A 21,446-nucleotide genomic window follows, 5' to 3' on the forward strand; every position below is an offset into this window, starting at 1 on the left:
GGCTTGATTCAGAGGGCTCACTTGAATCTGGCGGACGTTGGTATAGGGTGACTTCTCATCCGAGAGCCTGATCATTGGGCCAAAGGAGTTGTTGTAGAAGAGAACAAAGAAGGGGCCGCTGGACCAAGGTACCGCCTCCCCGGTCTTGTACCATAACCCTATCGAGAAGGAGCTTTGCTGCGCTGGCGGGTCCCATTCAGCATAAGCGGAAGCTCCGCTGTTCAGATTGGTCGCCATGCCGCGAGTTCCGGTGTCACCGGTGACGGCGTGTCCCGGGTCCTCGGCAGCAGTCTGAATACTCAACAGATTGTTCGGGTCGGCCACGGACCAGACTCCCTGGACGCCATGCGTCGATGCGGCCAACTGGGTTGCGTTCGCCTGTGCCCCAACCGTGCCCTGCTCAAAGTCGATCCACGTGTCATAAGGGATCCATGGAAATGCGCCTGCGGCAATCGTCAAGGTCGCGGAACCGGAGATCGATCCTGAAACTGCGTGGATGGTTGTACTTCCGGTCGCAATGGCGGTAGCCAGACCGGCGCTGCTGATCGTGGCCCCGGCGGCATTGCCCGAACTCCAGGTCACAGAGCTGGTGAGGTTCTGCGTACTGCTATCGCTGTAAGTGCCGGTCGCCGTAAATTGCTGCGTCTGGCCAATCACAAGGGACGGGTTCATCGGTGTTACAGCAATCGATGCCAGAACAGGTGGCGCAGTTACCGTCAGGCCAGTCGAGCCGCTGATCGACCCAAGCGTAGCTCTAATGGTCGTTGTGCCAACCGCTGCCGCTGTGGCCAATCCAGCACTGCTAATCGTCGCGGCCACTGAATTCGTCGAACTCCATGCCACAGAATTCGTCAGGTTCTGCGTGCTGCCATCACTATAAGTCCCCGTCGCCGTGTACTGCCGCGTCAGACCACCTCCAAGAGAGGTATTGGCGGGTGTAACGGCAATTGAAGATAATGTAAGCGCCCCTTGGGCAGCACTTCTAAATGCAATCGCATAGGCTACCCATGCATTGGACCCTTGTGACTGTGAGGTCGCTTGATATCTGCCGGTGGCACTCACCGACCGGTCTTCTAGAAAACTGCTCGCATCGTAATCGCGAAAAGTAAATCCTGTTCCCGCAGTATAGGGTGCCGCGTATCCATCAAACCCAAAAAAGCCAACTACAGTTTCAAACGGAGAACTTGTAGTGGCTGTGGTGCCACTATTTTGAGCGTTACCCGTGCCTGTCGCCACCGCAAACATATCTAATGGCGCCGTCTTGTCAAGCCCTGAGTATTCGGCAGCGTCCAGAAGTGAAATGGTGGTCGTCCGCCCCGAGTACGTTATCTTGAACTCCAGGTTCCCGCCTTGCACATTTTTTGCATACCAAGCCTGGAATCGTCCTGCGCTTCCTACGCTGACAGGGCCGGAGATTGGACTATATACGTTCCCAGCACTATCACTTGCAGTTGCGGTGATTGCCTGATTATCCCAGTGCGAGAAAAGGACAATCAAGTCTCCGCTCTGGACACCATTAAGATAGGTCACCGAAGTCGAGGACGATCCGCTATCTCCAGCTGTGAACGTAACGAATTGTGCAGCCTGGGCATGTGCCACACTTCCTAGTGCTGAGCAGACAAGCGTGCCTAGCGCCAGACAAATAACACTCCAATAAGATCTGTGAGTTCGATGTGTCATGGTGGACGACCTTCGATAGATTTTTTCAGTATGACTTTGTATGCATGCAGAGGTGGTGCAGCCGCATTTAATGAACCTTACCGTTGTAGGAAGCATAAATGGAGGCAATAAGTCTCTTTGGCTTAGTTAGTAGCTAATTGGAAATTATTCATTGGAGCAAGTATCCACTTTAAGGCTTAGAAATGAGCTTCACCTGCAGGCACAACATCTGCACCGCTTACCCTGGCGGTAAGTCTATCGACGAGTGCCATGTAATCATTCTTCTTAGAATCCCAGCTATAACTTTTGACGAAGACGAGTGCTTTGGCAGCCTGCTCCATGCGAAGTAACTTATCTTCCATAAGCCTTCGCATGCAACTGGCCAAATCGGCTATGTCGCCGCTGCGAAAGAAGGTAACGATATCGGTATTGAAGTAGAGCTTATCGACCCTGGTGTCAGCAATAATAATGGGCACCGCGAGCATCATAAACTCAAGACTTTTAGTGCTGAATGCTTCATCCCCGAAACCATCATTGCGTTTTGGAATAATACCCAGGTCAGAGTTTTCAGTGATAATTGCAATTTCCCGTAACGGAAGAGGTGCATGGAACAATACCCGATCTCTCAAGTCCAGCTCCGCCGCCAACTGAACCAGATTCTCTCTTTCAGGTCCCTCTCCATAGATGTGGAACTCGCTAGTTGGAAAAAGCTTGGCATTTATGGCAAATGCACGGATTGCCAAGTCTAGCCCTTGATGCCAATTGAGCGATCCCGGATACATTAGAACAACCTTATTGTCTCTTCGCGACCGTTCGCGTAAAGAAAATACCGACGGGTCCGGATAATTCATAAAGACTGAACATTTCGAAGCCTCTACCGATCTCTGTACTAGCTTTTCTCGCCATATGTGATTAGGAGCGATGACGTGGTCGGCCGAAGCTGCCGATACACGCTCAACGATCCGCAGAGCTCTGAATGTCCGCGAAGACGGGGACACCTTGAATTTGTCTGCATAGAGTTCAGGCAACAGATCATGAATGTCGAGGATCACGCAAGCGCCAGTAAACCGTGGCACAAGGGCAGCGAACACTAGAAAATCAGGAACAGAGTGAACGTGCACAATATTGTATCTATGTCGGACGTGCTTGGCAGCCACCAGGATAGAGGCACGGACCAGAAACATGAGTAAGCGAATCAGGTGTGTCAGCGGATGCTTTTCATTCTTCTTTCTCATCTGGATTCGGAATACCCGAACACCGTTCAGAACCTCATATTTTGGCTGGGACTCCTTGGCTACGGCGATCACGTCAACGTGGTCGCCGCGTGCAGCGAGCGCCTCGGCGTAGCGCATCACCCGGTTATCTCCTTCGTAAAACGTGTACGCAATCATGCACACATGCATTGGTTTACCTGTAAAAAAATTTACATTAGGCGAGATCGTTAGATCGTATGTTGAGCTACGATGTCTCACAGACGCGACAGGACAAGTCGTCTCTATTGGTAGCATGGCTCTGGAAACCAAGGAGTTCGTCACCAAGAGCCAGTACAGTCGCTTTTATCTCCGGGATTCGTTTGGCGAGATGGGAGGCCAGTTCCTTCCGTCCGTCGTAGGCCTCGTCAATAAGCCTCAGAATCTGCTCATTGTCCATTTGCCTTGCATCAGCCACCAATGATGGAACGCCGATCGTGTTGAGCACCCCGCTAAATTTTTCGCTGTAGGCTACTGCAACAGCCGGGATTTGTTGGGACAGAGCCGCGATACAAGCATGCATCCTTGATCCAATGAAGAACTCGCACGATCCGATAACGGATTTGATCTCACATTGGTCCAGTTCCGTTTGCAGAACGCCTAATCGGCCTTCGTATTTTTTCCCTAGCTCATTGAATATCTGCTCGCATACCAAGGCGTCACTCTCCGAGTGCACCTCTCTACCAAAGACATGAGGCAGGAGAAGCACACAAGTTTGCTTGCTAGAAATAAGATGATCAATGATGGCGTGTACCATCTGCTGATAGTTCGACCGCAATCCGAACATATTTTTGTGAGAGTATCCACCAGTCCACAATAGACCGCTGATATTGAAGCCCACAATGGGCAATTCCCGAGCAGATAATTCATTCAACCCTGCAATTAACAGTTGTTTAGGAGGCCTCGGCTCCACTACGAAGCCAAGATCGTAACAGAAGCGGTGTCGGCCGATGTTGTAGTTGTGCCCCAGCAAGCGCTCTACCTGCTCAAGCCCTATGTAATCTCTTGAGTACACCCGTTGAGCCCGGCCTAGTATCATACGGGCGATCCACCGAGGTAACCTTCCCATAAAGGGGCCTACCGTCTGGGGAAGTAAAACCAAGTCTTTGTTCAGCAGCAATACCAGTATTTGAGGCAGGCACACGTAGAAAAACCTGCCCAAACCATAAATATCGCTGAAGCTATCGCCACCGGATATTGACGCTGCAATATCCGCCTCGCAAATTCTACGCAGACTCCTGTTTCGGGCCAGGACCGCCTCACGCAACCGCTGAAACGGAAACAATCGCAGCATCAACGACAGGAGTAACAAAATAATAATGTTGTTGCCAAGATAGAGCTTCCAAGAGAATCGCATCGTGACAATCGGGATCGAAAGCCAACGTCCATCGGAATCGACAGTCCTGACTTCGTCCTCAGTGCCATAATCCAACAAAGATATATCCGGATTACGTCCATGGGCACGCAAACAGCGTACTGCACCAGACGCGAGTGCTCCTACCCCCATATTTTGAGTGTTGAAGCCTACACCTAATAGAAGAACCTTCAAAATATTCTCCTTGGAATCCGCATAAACTCTATAACCACGTTACCTCGACCCGGGGCGTGCGGTTTCATCGCGTAGCTTAGAGAAGAGACGCCTATATGTTGCTTCTGTTCCTGCTGCCACCCGTTCTCGATCACTTCAAAGCATTGCTTGCCCTTCAGATGCTAATGGATTCTTAGGCATGCTCACCCGAAGACAATAACTAGATATCCTGCACTTCACCAGTGGAGATGAGAGTCTTATATCTACTAACAATATCTTCGCTGCGAACACCAACTTGTCTACTTCCAAACATCCATTGCTTTGCATCAGAAATGACTTGGGCCGCAACCGGCTTCAATGATCGTGAAAGTAGAGAGCAGCAAGTCACTATCGGCAACAGATCCCACCACTTTCTTCGCATATAAAAATAGGAACGCCAATAGGCCCATGGTAGATATCGCAGTCCGTTGCTATTGTGAATGCAAAAGGAGGGAACGATGTAGCATCCCATTCCTTTCGTAAAAGCCTGAAGACAAATATCAGTTCCATAGAGATGAAAACCGGGTAGTTTATCGTCGAAATGAAGTCCCGAACTACGGCGAATAATTAGAACTAATTCATCGAGCGCCTGTGCACAAATCGGATTTGCAAAAGGCTCCCCCACAACACGTTGAAGTCCTGTTGAATAGCAATGCCCCGTGTATTCCGGCTTGTCCCCGGGTGTGACGCCAAACACTCCCAGTACTCCCCATTCTGGGTCTTGAACCGCCAGCCACTGAAGGCTCCGATTGAGATTTTCTTTCCATCGTTGAGGAAAATACACATCCTGATGTGCAAAAACGACCAACTCTGACTTTGCTTCCGAGAGACCGCAGTTATAGGCAGATCCTGATGAAGTAAAACCTTGCTTGATCAAAACCTGACACGTTAAGCCGATGTCTGGAGATCGTAATAGAGTATTCTCCAGCACTGACTCATTGTTAGCAGCAACCACTAGTGTCCACTGTGATAGAGATTGGTCCATACTCTCTAAGGAATCCCTATCCAGATTTTGCTCCATTTTAGGTGCCATCCGCTGTGACTGACGATGATTTTCTGCTAGCTTGCTACAGATGCTTTAGCTCTCTGCTGCGAATCTTTCCCTTCCCGATATTGGTGCCACAGTACCGTCATACTGAGGATGGTTGCACCAGCCGCGAAAGCGAGTGCTATCGGGGTTCTGAGATCCGCGAATCGCGTACTAGGAAGAATTCTGACGATTGTTGCCGCAGACACCGCAGCCAACATCATTTTTTTATTGGCCGCGGTCCAGATAAGAGGTATTTCGCGTCGAATGACAACCCAAGTCACAGCATAGTAGATGATAAACATGACGAGCGAAGCAATTCCCAACCCAGGAAGGCCGAACAGCCGCACCCCAATCCACGTTGTCACAAGTGTTGTAGCACCGCCAATTGATTCGGTAAGGAAGTAAATCGAACTCTTGCAGCGCGCCAAAATCGCAAATGACATTGTCCAACTCGAGAACTTGAATAAATCTCCGATCAACTGCCACTCGAGAATCTCTACTGCGGGAGAAAATTTCCGCGAGTACACCAAAGGAACTAGATAGGGTACTAGTGCAAGCGTACCTAGAATTATGGGTGCAGCAAGCAGCATTACTAGACGATGCTGCTCATTGATCAGTTGCACTAACGCCTTTGGGTTATCCCTCTCCGCTGAAACTCGCGGAAAGTAATCCTGCCCCATCGCAGTGACGATAAATCCCAGATACCCTACAGCAATTGCCGAGGCCGCCTTATAGTAGCCAACGCTCTCCGTGCTCAATAGATGAAAGACCACTATTGGCAGAGCAAGCTGCACGCCTGTTCCAACCAGCGTACTTACCGTGAAAGCCCCTCCGAATTGCAGGAGGGACCAGGCCGCATCCAGAGTCTCCTGTCGGAAGAATCGCAGAACCGGACGGCCCACATGACGACGGAGCATGATCCCAGAAATGGCCCAGCTCGCAATCGCTCCACCCAAAATGGCTATAACGATACCACTGGAATGCCAACGAAGTACCGCTAAAATAGTGATGCCTGCGCAGACCACGGAATTTATGATTGCATAGGTCGCCAGAACCGCTACGCGATGGTAGGTATTCAACATTCCGGTCTGGATGTTGTTGGCTACTGTGAATAATACGATAACCCCAACAATCGGCATGACCACCGGCTGATTTACCCCGCCTAGCCGGCTCAGTGGTTCCCGAAACAGAATTAGAACCAGGAATGAAATCCCGCCTAAAACCCAAAATAGCGCCCAAGCCCCATTCCGTAACCCGGAAACAATCAGCTCATCTTTGCGCGAAGCCGCTCCAGCTCCCTGCCGCACCATGCCGGTTGCTATCCCCATACCAGTAACAAGACTTGCTACCGCAACTACGCTTTGAATAAGGCCGTAGTAGCCATAACCGCTAGGCTGCAATAAGAGAGCTAACGCCTTCGCAGATACCAAGCCTACAAGGATAGTGACGACAGAACTTCCGCTCAACATTGCCGTAGCTCGAACAATCGACTTCATAATTACGATATCCTGAAAAGCTAAGCTACAGATGTAGGTAGGGTTGAATAGACAGGCAAACTACAGCACACTGAAGAGTTTCCGGCCACTCCTTTTTCGTCGGGTTATCAACCTTCGAAAGAAAGCCGAGCGGGAATAAGATCCACGGAAGATTGCCAGTGATCTGATTCATTCCACGTCGTGTGGTTGTTTGATCCAGGTATCATAGCCGATACCTTCCCACGGCATGCCACGTTCAAAGCGATTCATCCAAGGGTAGACTCTCCCTTTGCCCATCACGATATACTTCACGACGTCCGTTATTCTCGAAGATGCGCTGACAACCAGAGACAAATCTTTCAAACTCTTATTGACAACAGCGCCTGCACCTATGACACACTTTTTCCCTATCTGAATACCAGGGAGGATCACGGCACCAACGCATACTTGCGTGTAATCGCCAATGGATGATCCCTTCCAGTCATTCGACGGTGGATAGGGGTCGTGTGTCATGACTACAAACGGAGCGATCCAACAATAAGAACCTATCACCGACCACTGTGAAATATGTACACTGCTGTGAATCCTGGAATAATCGCCGATGATGATTTCACCCTCAAGATCAGCCATGCTCCCAACAGAACAGTGATTGCCAATCGTACACTTTTCCCGAATCAAAGCACGATGGCCGCAAGAAAACGAAGAGCCTATTTGACAGCTCGCATAAATTACGGAATGACTTCTGATGATTGAATCAGAACCAACGACCGTCACAGGATTCTCATAGTCAGGAGAATGATAGTAAGCATTAAGAGGCTCACCGACGACACAGTCATTACATATTGTGACGTTATCTTCTAGAACAACGTTGTCATAAATAACGGTATTGTCGCCAATGCGAACACCGTTGCCGAGCTTGGCTTTCGGACTTATATAAACGTTGCGGGAGTTAAACTTCATCACTTAGCTCCTAAACAAAACTGCAGCAGTAAATGTATTCGAGAGAGTTAGCTTAACGATCGGTTACTGGTTTCAAAAAAGACCTTTTGGTACAGAGCCTTGAGTATCCATTGAGTCAATCCCCTGCTTTTCCATCGTATCGATCAGCTCTATACTCAGATTATTCCTAGTAAGAAAAAATGCTATGTCCTCGCCATTAAATGCCTCGCCCGGCTGGGGGGGCACAATGAACTTTGCTCCATTCGACCGCAACAATGGGATCGCCGCATCGAGATCATTACAACGGAAACAGAGATGGTGCAGCCCTCCGCCTCTGCGGGCAAACGACGAAACTGGGGAATCGGCAACGGATGGTTCTACTAGTTTAATAAGGATTGAATCTGTTTTCTTTAGAAAAACCACTCTAACCTTCTGGCGACTGTTCTCTATCACTTCTGATACGCGATGATAGCCAAATATTTCCTGCCACTGTTGTATACCGTCGTCAATCGATGGTACGACAATTCCAATGTGATCAATAATCATGAGTTGTATTGTCCACGCAACTAGATGCTATAACGTGCGTCCAAATAATAGGTAGCCCCCTCGTTAAAGAAGGTTACATTCCATTTGCACCTTGGCTTGCTAATCGACTCGATTGATCGTGGCGAATAGCTTTCTTCCTATCGCGCGTAACCGCCCAGCGCAATAAAGATGGGGCTAATCTAATTCCAGCGCGCTTTGCGAGTTGCATGGCTGAAAACCCATAGGTTGATGCTTTAGAAAGGGCTTGCTTCGCTTGAATATAGTCCCCTTTTTCAAGGTGCCAGTTGGCCCAAGCCTTGTGCACATTGTGGAGATTGCTGCGCAAGATATGTTTGATTTCCTTCGGAAACTTCGCATCATCCCTAAGGTGTTTTTCGAAGCACTTTTGCTCCATGCGGAGACGAAACTCTTCCTTATGCCAGTCTCTTATGTGCCCAAATGCAGGTTCACCAGTGGGGGAACGGTCGATGAGTACCATGGGCATGCCAACGAAACAAAACGTCGTCAATTGAGATATTCGGAGGATAAGATCGTAATCTTCAAAATACCGCAAGCTCTGGTCCCATCCTCCGGCTTGCCGGACCATGTCGGTGCGCGCGATGGCCGTCTGCATCCAGATGGGATGTCTTCCTAAAGCAACAAGGCGGGTCGGGTTCGCAACTGTTCCGAATGCCTGATCTCGGCTTTTTCCTGCCAATTCGAACACACTCTGCTTCATGTAGGGATTGTTCATGAACCAGGCATCCGAAAAACAGAAACCGCATTTGGAATCAAATCTCTCTAGCGCACGGATCTGCAATTCAAGTTTAGTTGGCAACCAAAGATCATCACTGGCATTGAAGCCGATCCATTCCCCTCGCGCAATCGCGATTCCCGCATTGTTGGCCGCACTCTGGCCTTGATTGGCTTGGTAGATATATCGAACGCGATCCCTCCAGTGCCCATTGAGCTTGCTCCGAAGCTCCACCTCCGTAGAAGTAGCGTCCGACGACCCATCATCCACAATAATCACTTCCAGTACAGGATAGGTTTGATTCAGGATGCTTTCTACCGCATAAACGAGGCTATCTCGTTGATTATATGTAGGCACTACGACCGAGATTGTTGGAGTGTGTTCCATAATTATTTATAAACAGAGAGAAGGAAATCGACGATAGTAATTGACTGCGAAGACCAAATGCGCGTATCAAGATCCTGATGGTATGCCGATATTGAAACGGGGAGAGTCTAATTTTTCGCTACCGATTAGGCCATTTTTATGTTTGAGAACTATTTGCCTTATTGAATACAATATTAGTGTCACTCCGTAGAATGGAGTACTGAGCCAGCTCTCCAGTACTAGCTCATTACGGTAGTTGCTGTTCTATGAGCGCTCGGCTAAACGGTGGATTTCCTCCAAGAAATTGAACAACAAAATATCGTGAAGCATCCTATACCATCAGATTAACCCTTATTTGAAAGTCGCAACTTGATAGCCATATATGCAACCAGAGGAATAACTATAGCGAAGCAGCCAGCAAGGAGAATATCTATGAGCGGCAAAGTGTCAATTTTAAGAACTGTTTTAATGACAATGGTGCTGGTGCTCCTGATCTGCGATTGCGGCATCTACTGCTTTGCCGCCGCGGGCTGCGACGGATCCGGGAACTGCTACGTTCGTTCTGGAGCGACGAGCGGAACACGCACAGGCATAGACTGGGCCAACGCTTATATTGATCTTCCTGCAAACTTGACGCGGGGTGTCACCTATTGGGTGGCCGGTGGCACCTATGGCGGTCATGTATTCAATGACGTTGATTCCGGCAACATTGCTATTACTGTCATGGCTCCAACCACTGTCAGCCATGGCACCAGCATAGGATGGAACGATTCGTATCAGGCTCAGGCGTTGTTCCAAAGCGCTGATACCTCTGGAGTAGGTACTATCTTCAGCTTCACCAAAGACTACTACGTCATCAATGGGACCTACCGGAGTAGTTCGACAGGCAACCCACAAACGGACTGGCAGTCCGAATCCGCCTATGGTTTCAAAACGGATAACTCCAGAGCTATAGCTTGCTATGCGAATATAGGATTCGGAACTAACTCAGCTACAGCGGCCGTCGTGGTTCACGATATTACATTTGAGTATGTCGATGTTAATGGCTCTCATGCAAATACGGATGCAGGTTGCCGGGAAAATGGAATTGATAATGATTGGGGATCGTACAATCTGACGGTCAGCAATAATTACATTCACGATGTGGGGGCCTCAATGTTATTTCTCCACGGTCAGCATTGCGCTAACGGGAGCGTGGTGCCACCCCCGTGTACTCGCGGAACTGCTCCAGGTGGTGGAACCTACGGCCCCGCGAATAACGAATCTTTCGAATATAACTATTTCTCCCGAAATTACTCCACCGCAAACTACCATGCAGAGGGAGGATCAATATCAGAGGGAACCCAAGACCTCACCCTCGCTTACAACTACTGGCAGGACATTAATGGAACAGCCATTATCGCACCGGCAAGCGCCTGTGACTTCAACAACTGCAACCAGAATAACGGTCCCTGGTACATCTATGGAAATGTGGTGCTAATGACCAGTTGCGCAGCCGCTAGCGGCGGATCCGGAGCTAACGCTAAGAATCCCGGTATCGCCAACTTCTTTTATCTTTTTGATTCCCAGTTTTCCGGAAATGTCTACATCATAAATAACACAATAGCCAATTATGGAACCGGGTGTGGCCTTGGGTCGGGAGTCATGCTCGGCGATGGGGGCTATACCAATCCAATGCAAGCAGTTTATGTTATGAACAACGCTTGGGTGGGTGCGGCACAAATAAGCATCAGTAATGCCTGCCCCACAAGCAACGGGCTGCCGACCTGCACGTCGATGACTTGGACTGATAATGCTTACTTCGCAACGACTGACTCTTCACCCTCGAATGATTCGGATCCCGGCAAACAGGTGGCAACGTCCAATGCAATTTTCAATAGTGCTGCAAGCTTTGACTATCGTTTGGCATCCGATACCAGCGTTGGTGCAGTTACCAGTGCGATACTTGCAGCAAATGCGACTGACCTATTGGGAACCGCTCGAGGAGCTGATGGCACATGGGATCGCGGTGCATTTCAGGTTCCATCCGCATCCGCGAGCATGCCCAGCCCACCTACCGGATTGACTGCCACCGTGCGATAGAACGGCAACAGCGAGGTCATACCTTCCTGTTTTTTAGATTTATTCATATTCACTGTTCCTTAGGTGCTCGTCGGCGTTTGCTTTTCCACTAAATGGTGCCTCCATCTAGTTTTGATCTTCTGCAATAATCCAGAATTTGCAAGTGCACGTTTTAGCCATATATCGACTGTAGCAATAGGGACTATCATTGCCTTGATCGCCACACCTTTTAGCGAAGTACCAAATATTCTTACATTAGCTTCGGTCCAACTGCTATCACCTAACACCTGTTTATATTGTGCATCTCCCAATCCCCAGTCGACTTTCTTGATGGTGGAATCAATTTCACTATCGCACAGACCTTCAAGAGTCTTTGTAATCAGGTACATTCCTGGCGAATATCTGGCATTGATAGGGTCGTATCCCAAAAAATCGCTGTAAAGTACGCCCATGTATGCAGTTGCAATCCAGAATGCGGCTGGCTTATTTGCTAAATAAAGCACATAAGCTCGAAATCTTCCTCTTTTGGATTCTGCAAGCATCCTCTGGTATAGCTCTTTGCTTCCATCGAAGCCAACGCCCAGTTTTCTATGGTAGGTCTTACAGGCGATACTTTCTACGTCAACGAACATTTCCGCCAGACTGTCGGGTTCATAAAAGCAACGGATGTTGACTCGCCCCTCGAACTCTTGAAGTAGCTTTTTTCCACGTAAATTTTTGCGTCGCTTTGCTGACATTTTGCGATACGTGTCATCCGCGCTGCATCCCGCAGATGTACTACGATGGATCTGCACTAGCGAACTAGAGTCTCGCGTTTGCTTAGCAGCAGACAATGTTCGATAGAGGCACGAATCAGTTCGAATAAAGTGAAATTCTGCGAGATCTGCCTCTCGTTGTTTGAGCGACTCTCTAATAGCCTTTATAAAGAGCGTGCAATTTTCGGAAGAGAACTCTCCAAGCATGCCTCCATAGATGAATGTCAACTGACGAGCCTTCACTCTAAAAAGAGTCTTGTAACCCAATCGGCAGTCGATAGAGACTATCTCTTCCCTTCCTACAAGGAGCGCCTCAGGAGAGCCATTTCTGCTTATCGTCAGAACATGCGGCCTGCATCGCTCCGCCCAGACACGTACTACATCCGTATAAAAATCAATATCGGCATTCGGATGCCATTGCATGTCACACCAGCTAGTGCGCAGAGCCGCTAAACCTTTCAAATCATTCGTCACTGCTATATTGCCGACCTCTAAGGAATAGGCATCCTGCAGGTCCGAATCGAATTCAATAGAGTCTGAGTGTGACATAACAAAGCGTGTACATGAAGTACTTGTTCGGTGATGGCTAACAGGCGGTAGTAGGTGAGGAGTAGGCTATCGGCATCAACCATGTAGAAGGGCCCGCTTCTACCAGAACCTTCTCCCGTTCTTCATCTTCGTTCACATCAATAAATTCTTTGGCTTCGATCGGAGTCTGGAATTGATCTCCAACTGTGGCGATCATTGCCAGCAAGAGATACCAATTGACAAAATTTTGATCGAAGTAGGAGACGCTGACGTACGAGACAACATGAGCAAATAATGCTGCTCCTAATCCCCATACAAAAAATTGATTTGTTGCTGATTCTCCAATTTCGGCCATTGAGCGCCGTGTCAATCCAACCAAGCGGAACGCGCAGACGATAATCCAGATGAACAACCCCATTGACACAATTCCGCCTTCGGCCCCAACTTGAAGATATTGATTTGTTACGTCGAACAGTCCCTGCTCTTCATCGGCCCAAGAAAGGGTAGATTGGGTTCCCATCAACCACCAATCACCGAGATTGTGGAATGCGCCGTCGATCAACATAGCCCTATGAAATCCAGTTGAACCTGAGAATACATCTACCCTGGCTAAAAGAAACCAGATGGGAGCCTTCATGAAAATCTGGAGAGAGACCAGACCAACCGCGATCCCCCTCCGCAGAAGAAACATATGATCACGCGCACGCCACAACCCGAGTGCTAGCACCGCAGCCATAAACGCCAGTACGGGCCCGCTGGAACCTGAAGCCACTGTAATAATTAACGAAGAAATCACTCCGCCCGCAGCCATCAGCTTGCCTATGCCTCCATTCAACCAAAGACACGCTACTAGTGGAAAGACGGTTGCCCCGAAGGTGCCCGCAAGAATAGGATGCGAAAATGGCCCTTGGCATCGCAAAACGCCATCACGAACGATGGTTATCTCACTTACTCCTCCAAACACTGCAAACAAATTTCTTCCCGTTGACTTTTCGAAAAGCATGCAGATCGCCAGTGGAACAACGAGTACAGCGATCGTACGGAACACCTGTATCACATCGTCAAGACTCCGCAGCATCATCCGAAAAAGAAAATAGAACCCAATGATATTGTAAGTGGCACCCATCTTGTAGATAATCGCGTCTCCGCTGCGCCACAGACCAACATAGGCTACAAAGCCGATAGCAGTCCACCACAGGATCATTTTGTCTAATTGACCCAGCTTAATCTTCCGAAACTCGCCGCGCAGTAGTACACGCGTCCAACCGAACAACATCAATACTCGAATCATTGTGAAATGACAGCCCGCAATAACGATTGATTGCCCCATGGTCATATAGCAACACGTTGCTATTACTGGAACAATTGCATACCGTTTTGGCAATACAAGTAATATTGTCCCTGCCGCAATTGTCAAAGCAATGCCAGATGCGTTTGCCGGAATGTTGGGATCTATCTGCATGCTCGAAACAAAGAATTTCACGGCTGGGAAAAGCATAGCTAGTGTGTCATGCCAACTAGCCCTGACAAGAATTGACTCCGGCTAATCGCGACTAAGGCCGCACACCCATTGCTCGAGCCCAAGTGCCCAGCGCAATATGCTCGTCCATTTCCGTCTGATCATTGTCACGCTGCGGCCTCGTCCTGTAATCCTGGCGACTGGTGCTGCCAGTGATATAACTGCGACTCGGAGGACAGCCTGTAGGCCGACGGACACCTGAAACACTTTGGCATAGGTGCGGCTGTGATTTAGTTCAAAGAAACGTTTCCATGACTCCCTCATCACAATTGCAGACCATCCACTCTCTACGACTGCATCGCTGCTCTTTCCCCCGTGATGAACGAACACGGCATCCGGAACATAGAGGTTCCTGAGTCCCAATCGTTTTGCTCGCAGGCAAAGATCCACGTCCTCTGCGTACATAAAATACGCTGTGCTGTACATATGAGCGCGTAAAAATACATCACGGCTCACCATCTGGCACGCACCTGAAATGGCATCTACCTCGACTGAGCCACTTGGGTTGTCGAACAAGGGGCGCATGCCCCAAAACGACCAACGGGGCAGCAAAGTCCGCAGCAAGTCTGAGTCAAGCAGGATCCCAAGAATACTGGGAAATTTCTGGATACAACTTGTCTGGATGGTGCCGTCGGAGTTGAGTAACTTAGCTCCTACAATGCCAGCGTCACTTGTATTAGCCAGCAGCTCCGCCATTCGTTGGACCGCTCCTGCGGAAGTTTCCGTATCCGGATTAAGAAAAAGAACTAGTCTCCCATTGGAATGTAAAAATGCGGCGTTATTCGCACGACCAAAGCCATAATTCTCTTCGCCTTGGATGAACTGTACGCCGGGAAAGTCACGGGCAATCATCTCACGACAACCATCGTGCGACGCATTATCGATCACGATGGTCTCAACGCTCAGACCAAGGGGTTGTGCATAGAGGCTTGAGATGCACTTGCGTACAAAGTCTGCCGAATTCCAATTAACTATGATGATTGAGAGATCGGGAGGCTTCACCATCGGCTGCACTCTATGTTCCCATAAATTGACGATGCCACAGTTCGAACGAGATCAAGAGATAGATGTGACGCAGGTGATTCTGGCGCCCCGTCTCGTGGTCAGCCACCAGGCTTCTTATGTATTCCTTATCGAAATATCTGGCTGAGACGCTCGCATCGCTCAGAAGACAGTCACCCACAAAGGATTTCATCTGCTCTCGCAGCCAGCAGTCGATGGGGTTCGCAAAGCCTTTCTTTTTTCGATAAACGACATTCAGTGGAAGCCACTTCTCCGCAGCTTTCTTATGGAGATATTTACCACGGAGATGCCGCAACTTGAAATTCGATGGTAATGACTCAGCAAACTCAACCACCCTATGATCCAAAAATGGAACTCTCGCTTCCACCGAGTTTGCCATCGAAGTCTTGTCGGCGACCATAAGCAAATCATCGGGTAGATTCGCTCGCGTATCGATATAGGTCATCTGATTGACAGCATCTAACTCGCTCACGTCTTGCTGCAGGTGACGTAAGGCATTTTCAGCCTCAACGCCGTCTGTTGAAATATGCTGAAGGAGCCACGGTTGAAACAAGTGGGACTTCATCTCGTTGGTATAAAACGAGTACATCTTAACGAAACGGCTCAGCATGTCAGGTTCGCTCAAAGAGTTCACCCCTCTACGCAACCTTTCGTTCTTCACAGTGCCGAGGACAACAGGCCGAACTATATTCGCGGTGAATGCGCGGGGTAGACGACTGTAAGCTCCTGACAGGGAGGCACCGATGTATCTAGGATATCCAGCCCACGGTTCATCGGCTCCCTGACCAGTCAATGCGACCTTGACCTTCTTGCTAGCCATCTGGCTCACAAAGTAAAATGCAGCAGCTGTTTCATTGCCGACTGGTTCTTCGAGATCCATGAGATAGCGACGATAGTAGTCTTGATAGTCCTTTGGGCCAATGACAAGTTCAGTATGGTCTGCTCCATAGAGTTCAGCTAGGCCGCGCGCGTCCCGAGTCTCGCTTGATTGCTCTCCATGTTCAAACCCAAGCGTGAATGTATGAATACGCCCATTGGTATGATGACGCATGAGTGCCAGTAAAGTAGCGGAATCCACTCCTGAACTAAGAAAGAGCCCAACCGGCACATCGCTACGCATCTGGAGACGAACCGCATCTTCCACTAAATCTTGGTAAGTCTCGATTAATTCCGACTCGTTACAATGCTCACGAATACTTGGCTTCCATGTCCAGAAGCGCCGGAACTCAATTTTTTTCGAGTTTACCAGCATCCAATGCGCCGGTGGCAGCTTATATATACCTGAAAACAATGTCTTCGGAGATGGGACATAACGCAGCGTGAAGAGCTGTGACAATGCCTCAAGATCCACTTCGCGTGGGCACTCCTGGTCCTGAAGCAACGCCTTGATCTCCGAAGCGAACAAAATGCGGTGGCCAAGGACAGCGTAGTATAGCGGCTTCACCCCTAGATGATCACGAGCCAGAAAAAGACTTTTGTTTATGCCACTCCAGATCGCAAACGCGAAGATACCATTAAAGCGTTCGACGCACGCTGTGCCCCACTCTTCATATCCATGCAGAATCACCTCGGTATCGCTTCGTGTTTTGAAGATATGACCTGCCTTCAGAAGCTCTTCCCTCAGTTCTATATAGTTATAGATTTCCCCATTGAAGATAATGTGCAGTGTGCCATCTTCGTTTGCGATCGGTTGCGAGCCTCCAGCAACATCAATAATACTCAGTCTTCTGTGACCTAATCCAATTTCATTGGAGATATAACGACCCTCACCATCTGGACCGCGATGTTGCAAAACCGAACCCATTCTCTGGATGAGTTCGGGCGCCACCGGGCCTCCATTCCGATTGAACACTCCAAAGATACCGCACATTCGTTGCAATCCTGCTTTCTCACATCATGATCGGAAAGATAATCTGGAGGTTAGCTGTTCAGCGATTCTCCGATTCAAAAGTCGCTTGTAGTAGGCTTCTTCATGCAAGTTCACTAGCTTTGGGCGACGGCTAAGCACAGCGTACAGATAGCCGCAAAACAGCATTGCGCCAGCTAACAGCAACGGCCTACCCGTGATTGTGCGATGTAATAGTTTTCCAAAAAAAAACAACGCACTTCCGCCACTCACGTAATAAATTTCCCCATGGAAAAAGCTCATCCGTAGAACTCCCATGGCAGAGCCCTCTGCCTTCAAATGGTGAAACTGGATTTCAGAAAAGTGTGTAGTCTCCCAACCACGCGTCCACGATTTGATCTCGTCCACCGTATCCCATCCAGGCAAAAGCGGAAACCCTCCGATTGCACGAAAACACGCAACCCTCACTATTTTTGATGCCCCAGCGGCATGATATTGCGGCAAGGTTACCGGAATCCAACTTTCCTTCTTCTTTTCGAGATACAGTCCTGAAGCAATTCCAAGCCGTGGATTGCTGCGAAATCGGCGCAGTATCTGTTCAAAGTAATCAGATGGCAGAAGCAGATCTGCATCCAGTTTGACTACATATTCGTGATCGAGGTGACATACAGACTCATAGCCTAGAGAGAACGCTCTGATCTCGGCAGAGCCCAGCATGCGCTGCGCATTTCGTTCGATCCGAATATACGAAATCCACGCACAATTGCGCATGTAAGTCTGAATAATTTCCGACGTCGTATCCGATGAGCCGTCATCGACCAGTACCCAGCGAAGAGGACGAACCGTTTGACCTATCACCGATTCCAGAGTACAGGCAATATATCGCTCTTCATCTTTCACAGGAGTGATAATGATGTAGTTGGCAGCGCCTTCTGAGAATTCCATCACACGCGTCTCCTGCTAAACGCCTTTCTCGTATATTGCAGCGCGTGCAGCCATTCGTATCCTCCTTCAAGCTTCACCCTCAAGAAGGCATCGTCATCGAATGTGTTGATGGGTAACCGCGGCAATAAATACCGGTCTGTTAATACTCTTGCTGTGCCAATGATAGTAGACACAGCATTCTTGTAACCACACATCTGTAGATATTCTCGAACATACTGAACATACTTCTTATCATGCTCTGGAAACGCATATGGATAGGCGAATGATTCGACTGGAGCACCAAGTTTATCCTCGAGCATCTCTTTCGATCGTCTCACTTCTTCCTCTACGCGAGAGCGAGACATCTCCCGTAGGTTGCGGTGACTCACAGTATGAGATCCGACACGGATACCACATTTGGGAAGGTCACACACGTCGGCCCAAGACATGAACCGTTTTCCGTTCTTGATGACTCTTTGCTTACCTGTAGATCCCGTAACGATATACACCGTAGCGGCAAAGCCAAATTCGACCAGTATAGGAAGCGCTTCATCATAGAAATCTGCGTATCCATCATCGAACGTAATCGCCACCGGCCGCTTGGCTACAGCGCGGGAAGACGGAGTAAGTGCGTCGTCTACGCTAAGTGGTTGGTAGCCTCCAGTGGCCAGCACCTGCATCTGACTGCGGAATACAGCCGGTGAGGTATTAGTTTCGAAGTAGGGGTGCCGTCTGCTTAGGGTTCCATTGATCCCGTGATACATCAGAATCGGAAACCGGCCGCTTGCCGGCTGGGTTCTCCGAATCGACATCAGGCGCGCAAGTACTAGGCTTACTGAACGATCGAAGCGAAATTTCATTGCGGATGTTTCCGGTGAAATAATGCTAACATTTGGCACAACAAATCTGCTAGAAGGGCGGCCGGCGAAGTTAGCAGCTTCAACGGGCGTACGCCGCATCGGCGTGAGCTACCTCAGTCGCCTCTTTGGACGCGATAAAGTCGGCAATGCTGCTCACCGAATCCCATATCTCAGGAACCAGTTCCGAATCGGCGACTTGAATTCCATACGTGCTTTCCACATGGGACACAAGGTTAAGTATCCCCATCGAATCGATCAAGCCTTTGTCGATGAAGGAATCATGGTTTGTAAGCTCGCTATCGTCGTTACCAAAAAGAAATGTCTCAATTACAAACTGCCGCAGGTCTTTCTCGATAGGATTCATGCAAGAGCCTCTCCTCGAAGTTGATAGTGAATTGATCTACCAGGGATTGGGTAGAAATAATGCCAACTAGGGCGGCGTTGTCCAGAAAAGAAACTGCACGCCCAGCCTTGGCCTTGTCTACTAGTTTTTGAACGGACGCGGCGTTGAAGATGCCAAAGTCGCGAATGCGCTCAGGAGATATTATTTCCGCTATGTAATCATTATGGGGCTTCCCTGAAACTGAATTAAAGAAACTGCTTGATTGAGGTGCACGATATGGCTGCTTAGGCCTATCTATAACCGACTTGGGTATCTGTTTTGCGAAGGCACGCTTTAGCAGGTACTTTTCGTTTAATCCTTTCATCTTGAGACGGCTTGGAACGCGAGTCGAAAGCTCGACCAGCCGATAGTCGAGGAAGGGATACCTCCCTTCGAGCGAATGCGCCATTGCTACTCTGTCGCCCTGAGAAGACAGTAAGTAATCGGGAAGTAGAAATGCGGCTTCCAAATACTGAGCTCGCCGAAATGAGCTCCAAGAATCAAACTTTCCTGGCAAAGCACTCGTTACCGGCGACCAAAGGTTGTTCTTCTTGTTGGCCGAGCGAACCTCTTCGGAGAAAAGCAGTTGGCATCGCTGTGTGAGTTCCCATCGTGGAATGTGTGAAAACAGCGTGTGGTCTGTCTGTCCACGGCCAGCATGGAAGAATGTCTGAAGACACGCAGGCGATTGCTTTTGTAGCCCCTCCATATAAGGATAAAGTTTTTTCAGTAACAGTGGCCTGCGTTTAGAATTCGGTTGTGCTGCAATATAAGCTCGGACTTTTGCTTCTTTGAAGATGTCATACCCTCCCCAGAATTCGTCTGCTCCTTCGCCCGTCAACACTACTTTGAAGCCCTTGTCGTGCACAAACCTGGACAGCATAAACATCGGTGCAGGCGCCGTACGAAGAACGGGCGTCTCCATATGCCATACAACATCAGCAAACGCTGCACCAATTTCACTTGGCGAGCACCGTACTACCTCATGCTTCGTTCCCAGCGCCTCTGCAACTTCCCTCTGGTACTTGCTTTCATCCAGGTCCGACTCATCAAAAGCGATCGAAAACGTATGGAGTGAGGACCCAATGCATTGCCGCGCCAAGTTAGATGTAATCGACGAATCCAACCCGCCGCTTAGATAAGCCCCAACCGGGACATCTGCCCGTAATCGTATGCGAGTTGCATCCATCAACAATGCACTGAGTTCCTCAACCAACGATGCTTCTTGCCTATCCGATTTCTCAGCGCCAGGGTCATCGTCTCCGAATTCCAGCGCCCAGTGCCGTAGCAGAGTCGCCTCACCGTTCTCAACGACCAGAGAATGCCCAGGCATGAGTTGCACGATGCCCTTAAACATTGTGCTTGGCGCCAACGCAAACCAGTATGTAAAAACCTGCTGCAGCGCACCGTAATCAAGCGCCGCTCTCACATCCGGGTGAGCAAGAAGTACCTTCGCTTCTGATCCGAAGACGATATCTTTCCCGATCCATGTGTAATACAACGGGCGGACACCCAACCGATCACGCGAAAGAAATAGTCGCTTCCGCGATTTATCCCAAATTGCAAATGCCCACTGGCCATTCATGTGTTTGACGCAGTCAACGCCATACTGCCGATATAAATGCAGGATGACTTCTGTATCCGACCGTGTCAGAAATTTGTGGCCCTGCTTTTCCAGGCTCTCGCGGAGTTCAATAAAGTTGAAGATTTCGCCATTGAATGTGATGGCGAGATCCTTCTCAGGAGATCGCATCGGTTGATGTCCACCTGCAAGATCGATAATACTGAGGCGGCAATGTCCCAAACCCAACTCGCCTTCGATATAAATATCGGAGTCATCTGGGCCACGATAACCAATAGCTTTTATCATCCGTCTCAGAGTGAACTGATCGGCTGGACGTCCATCGTTATTGAGGATTCCGGCAATACCGCACATAGTAGATGATGGCACCAAGAATGGAAGAAGAGCATAGCAAATCATGC

17 protein-coding genes are annotated in these 21,446 nt (G+C 49.1%); 1 reads left to right on the plus strand and 16 read right to left on the minus strand.

Features of this window, described 5'->3' with window-relative positions; all coding sequences use genetic code 11:
* The 8 genes from GSQ81_RS19910 to GSQ81_RS19465 all read right to left on the minus strand — a co-directional run.
* Positions 1-1,356 (minus strand): Ig-like domain-containing protein (locus GSQ81_RS19910; RefSeq protein WP_216846512.1); only part of this gene is annotated, 1,356 nt, incomplete at its 3' end.
* Positions 1,357-1,856: 500 nt separating this feature from the next.
* A complete protein-coding gene (locus GSQ81_RS19435) occupies positions 1,857-3,011 on the minus strand; it encodes a glycosyltransferase family 4 protein (RefSeq protein ID WP_158912452.1) in 1,155 nt (384 codons plus the stop codon).
* A gap of 106 nt (positions 3,012-3,117) precedes the next feature.
* Positions 3,118-4,458: a polysaccharide pyruvyl transferase family protein gene (locus GSQ81_RS19440; protein WP_158912453.1), complete on the minus strand. Its 1,341-nt coding sequence runs from the start codon at positions 4,456-4,458 to the stop codon at positions 3,118-3,120.
* 199 nt (positions 4,459-4,657) lie between these two features.
* Complete coding sequence (locus tag GSQ81_RS19445; protein ID WP_158912454.1) at positions 4,658-5,497, minus strand: glycosyltransferase; 840 nt, start codon at positions 5,495-5,497, stop codon at positions 4,658-4,660.
* Between the two features lie 38 nt (positions 5,498-5,535).
* Positions 5,536-7,002: an oligosaccharide flippase family protein gene (locus GSQ81_RS19450; protein WP_158912455.1), complete on the minus strand. Its 1,467-nt coding sequence runs from the start codon at positions 7,000-7,002 to the stop codon at positions 5,536-5,538.
* Positions 7,003-7,170: 168 nt separating this feature from the next.
* Positions 7,171-7,941, minus strand: a complete 771-nt coding sequence (locus GSQ81_RS19455; RefSeq protein WP_158912456.1) for an N-acetyltransferase — start codon at positions 7,939-7,941, stop codon at positions 7,171-7,173.
* Between the two features lie 72 nt (positions 7,942-8,013).
* A complete protein-coding gene (locus tag GSQ81_RS19460) occupies positions 8,014-8,466 on the minus strand; it encodes a VOC family protein (RefSeq protein ID WP_158912457.1) in 453 nt (150 codons plus the stop codon).
* A gap of 73 nt (positions 8,467-8,539) precedes the next feature.
* Positions 8,540-9,586: a glycosyltransferase family A protein gene (locus GSQ81_RS19465; RefSeq protein WP_158912458.1), complete on the minus strand. Its 1,047-nt coding sequence runs from the start codon at positions 9,584-9,586 to the stop codon at positions 8,540-8,542.
* Between the two features lie 411 nt (positions 9,587-9,997).
* On the opposite strand from GSQ81_RS19465, the gene GSQ81_RS19470 reads away from it, so the two are divergent.
* Positions 9,998-11,647, plus strand: coding sequence for a hypothetical protein (locus tag GSQ81_RS19470; protein ID WP_158912459.1), 1,650 nt, complete (start codon positions 9,998-10,000; stop codon positions 11,645-11,647).
* Positions 11,648-11,706: 59 nt separating this feature from the next.
* Here the strand turns inward: GSQ81_RS19470 and GSQ81_RS19475 are convergent, their stop codons facing one another.
* From GSQ81_RS19475 to asnB (GSQ81_RS19510), 8 genes are all read right to left on the minus strand, one after another.
* Entirely contained in the window at positions 11,707-12,930 is a 1,224-nt protein-coding gene (locus tag GSQ81_RS19475) for a GNAT family N-acetyltransferase (protein WP_158912460.1), read from the minus strand.
* A gap of 37 nt (positions 12,931-12,967) precedes the next feature.
* Positions 12,968-14,407 (minus strand): O-antigen ligase, encoded by a 1,440-nt coding sequence (locus tag GSQ81_RS19480; protein WP_158912461.1) that lies wholly within the window; start codon positions 14,405-14,407, stop codon positions 12,968-12,970.
* Between the two features lie 45 nt (positions 14,408-14,452).
* The gene (locus GSQ81_RS19485) at positions 14,453-15,433 is read right to left on the minus strand and encodes a glycosyltransferase family 2 protein (protein WP_158912462.1); all 981 of its coding nucleotides are present in this window, start codon (positions 15,431-15,433) and stop codon (positions 14,453-14,455) included.
* Positions 15,434-15,443: 10 nt separating this feature from the next.
* Positions 15,444-17,321: an asparagine synthase (glutamine-hydrolyzing) gene (asnB, locus tag GSQ81_RS19490; protein ID WP_256369700.1), complete on the minus strand. Its 1,878-nt coding sequence runs from the start codon at positions 17,319-17,321 to the stop codon at positions 15,444-15,446.
* Positions 17,322-17,345: 24 nt separating this feature from the next.
* The gene (locus GSQ81_RS19495; protein WP_158912464.1) at positions 17,346-18,242 is read right to left on the minus strand and encodes a glycosyltransferase family A protein; all 897 of its coding nucleotides are present in this window, start codon (positions 18,240-18,242) and stop codon (positions 17,346-17,348) included.
* On the minus strand, positions 18,242-19,081 hold the full coding sequence (locus GSQ81_RS19500) for a polysaccharide deacetylase family protein (RefSeq protein ID WP_158912465.1): 840 nt from the start codon (positions 19,079-19,081) through the stop codon (positions 18,242-18,244). The genes GSQ81_RS19495 and GSQ81_RS19500 overlap by 1 nt, the downstream gene beginning before the upstream one ends.
* Before the next feature lie 79 nt (positions 19,082-19,160).
* The gene (locus GSQ81_RS19505; protein WP_158912466.1) at positions 19,161-19,445 is read right to left on the minus strand and encodes an acyl carrier protein; all 285 of its coding nucleotides are present in this window, start codon (positions 19,443-19,445) and stop codon (positions 19,161-19,163) included.
* Positions 19,405-21,444 carry an asparagine synthase (glutamine-hydrolyzing) gene (gene asnB / locus GSQ81_RS19510; RefSeq protein WP_216846513.1) on the minus strand — a complete coding sequence of 680 codons (2,040 nt, stop codon included), beginning with the start codon at positions 21,442-21,444 and terminating at the stop codon, positions 19,405-19,407. The genes GSQ81_RS19505 and asnB (GSQ81_RS19510) overlap by 41 nt, the downstream gene beginning before the upstream one ends.
* Positions 21,445-21,446: the final 2 nt, after the last annotated feature.

The sequence above is a fragment of the Granulicella sp. L56 genome (assembly GCF_009765835.1).
GTDB lineage: Bacteria > Acidobacteriota > Terriglobia > Terriglobales > Acidobacteriaceae > Edaphobacter.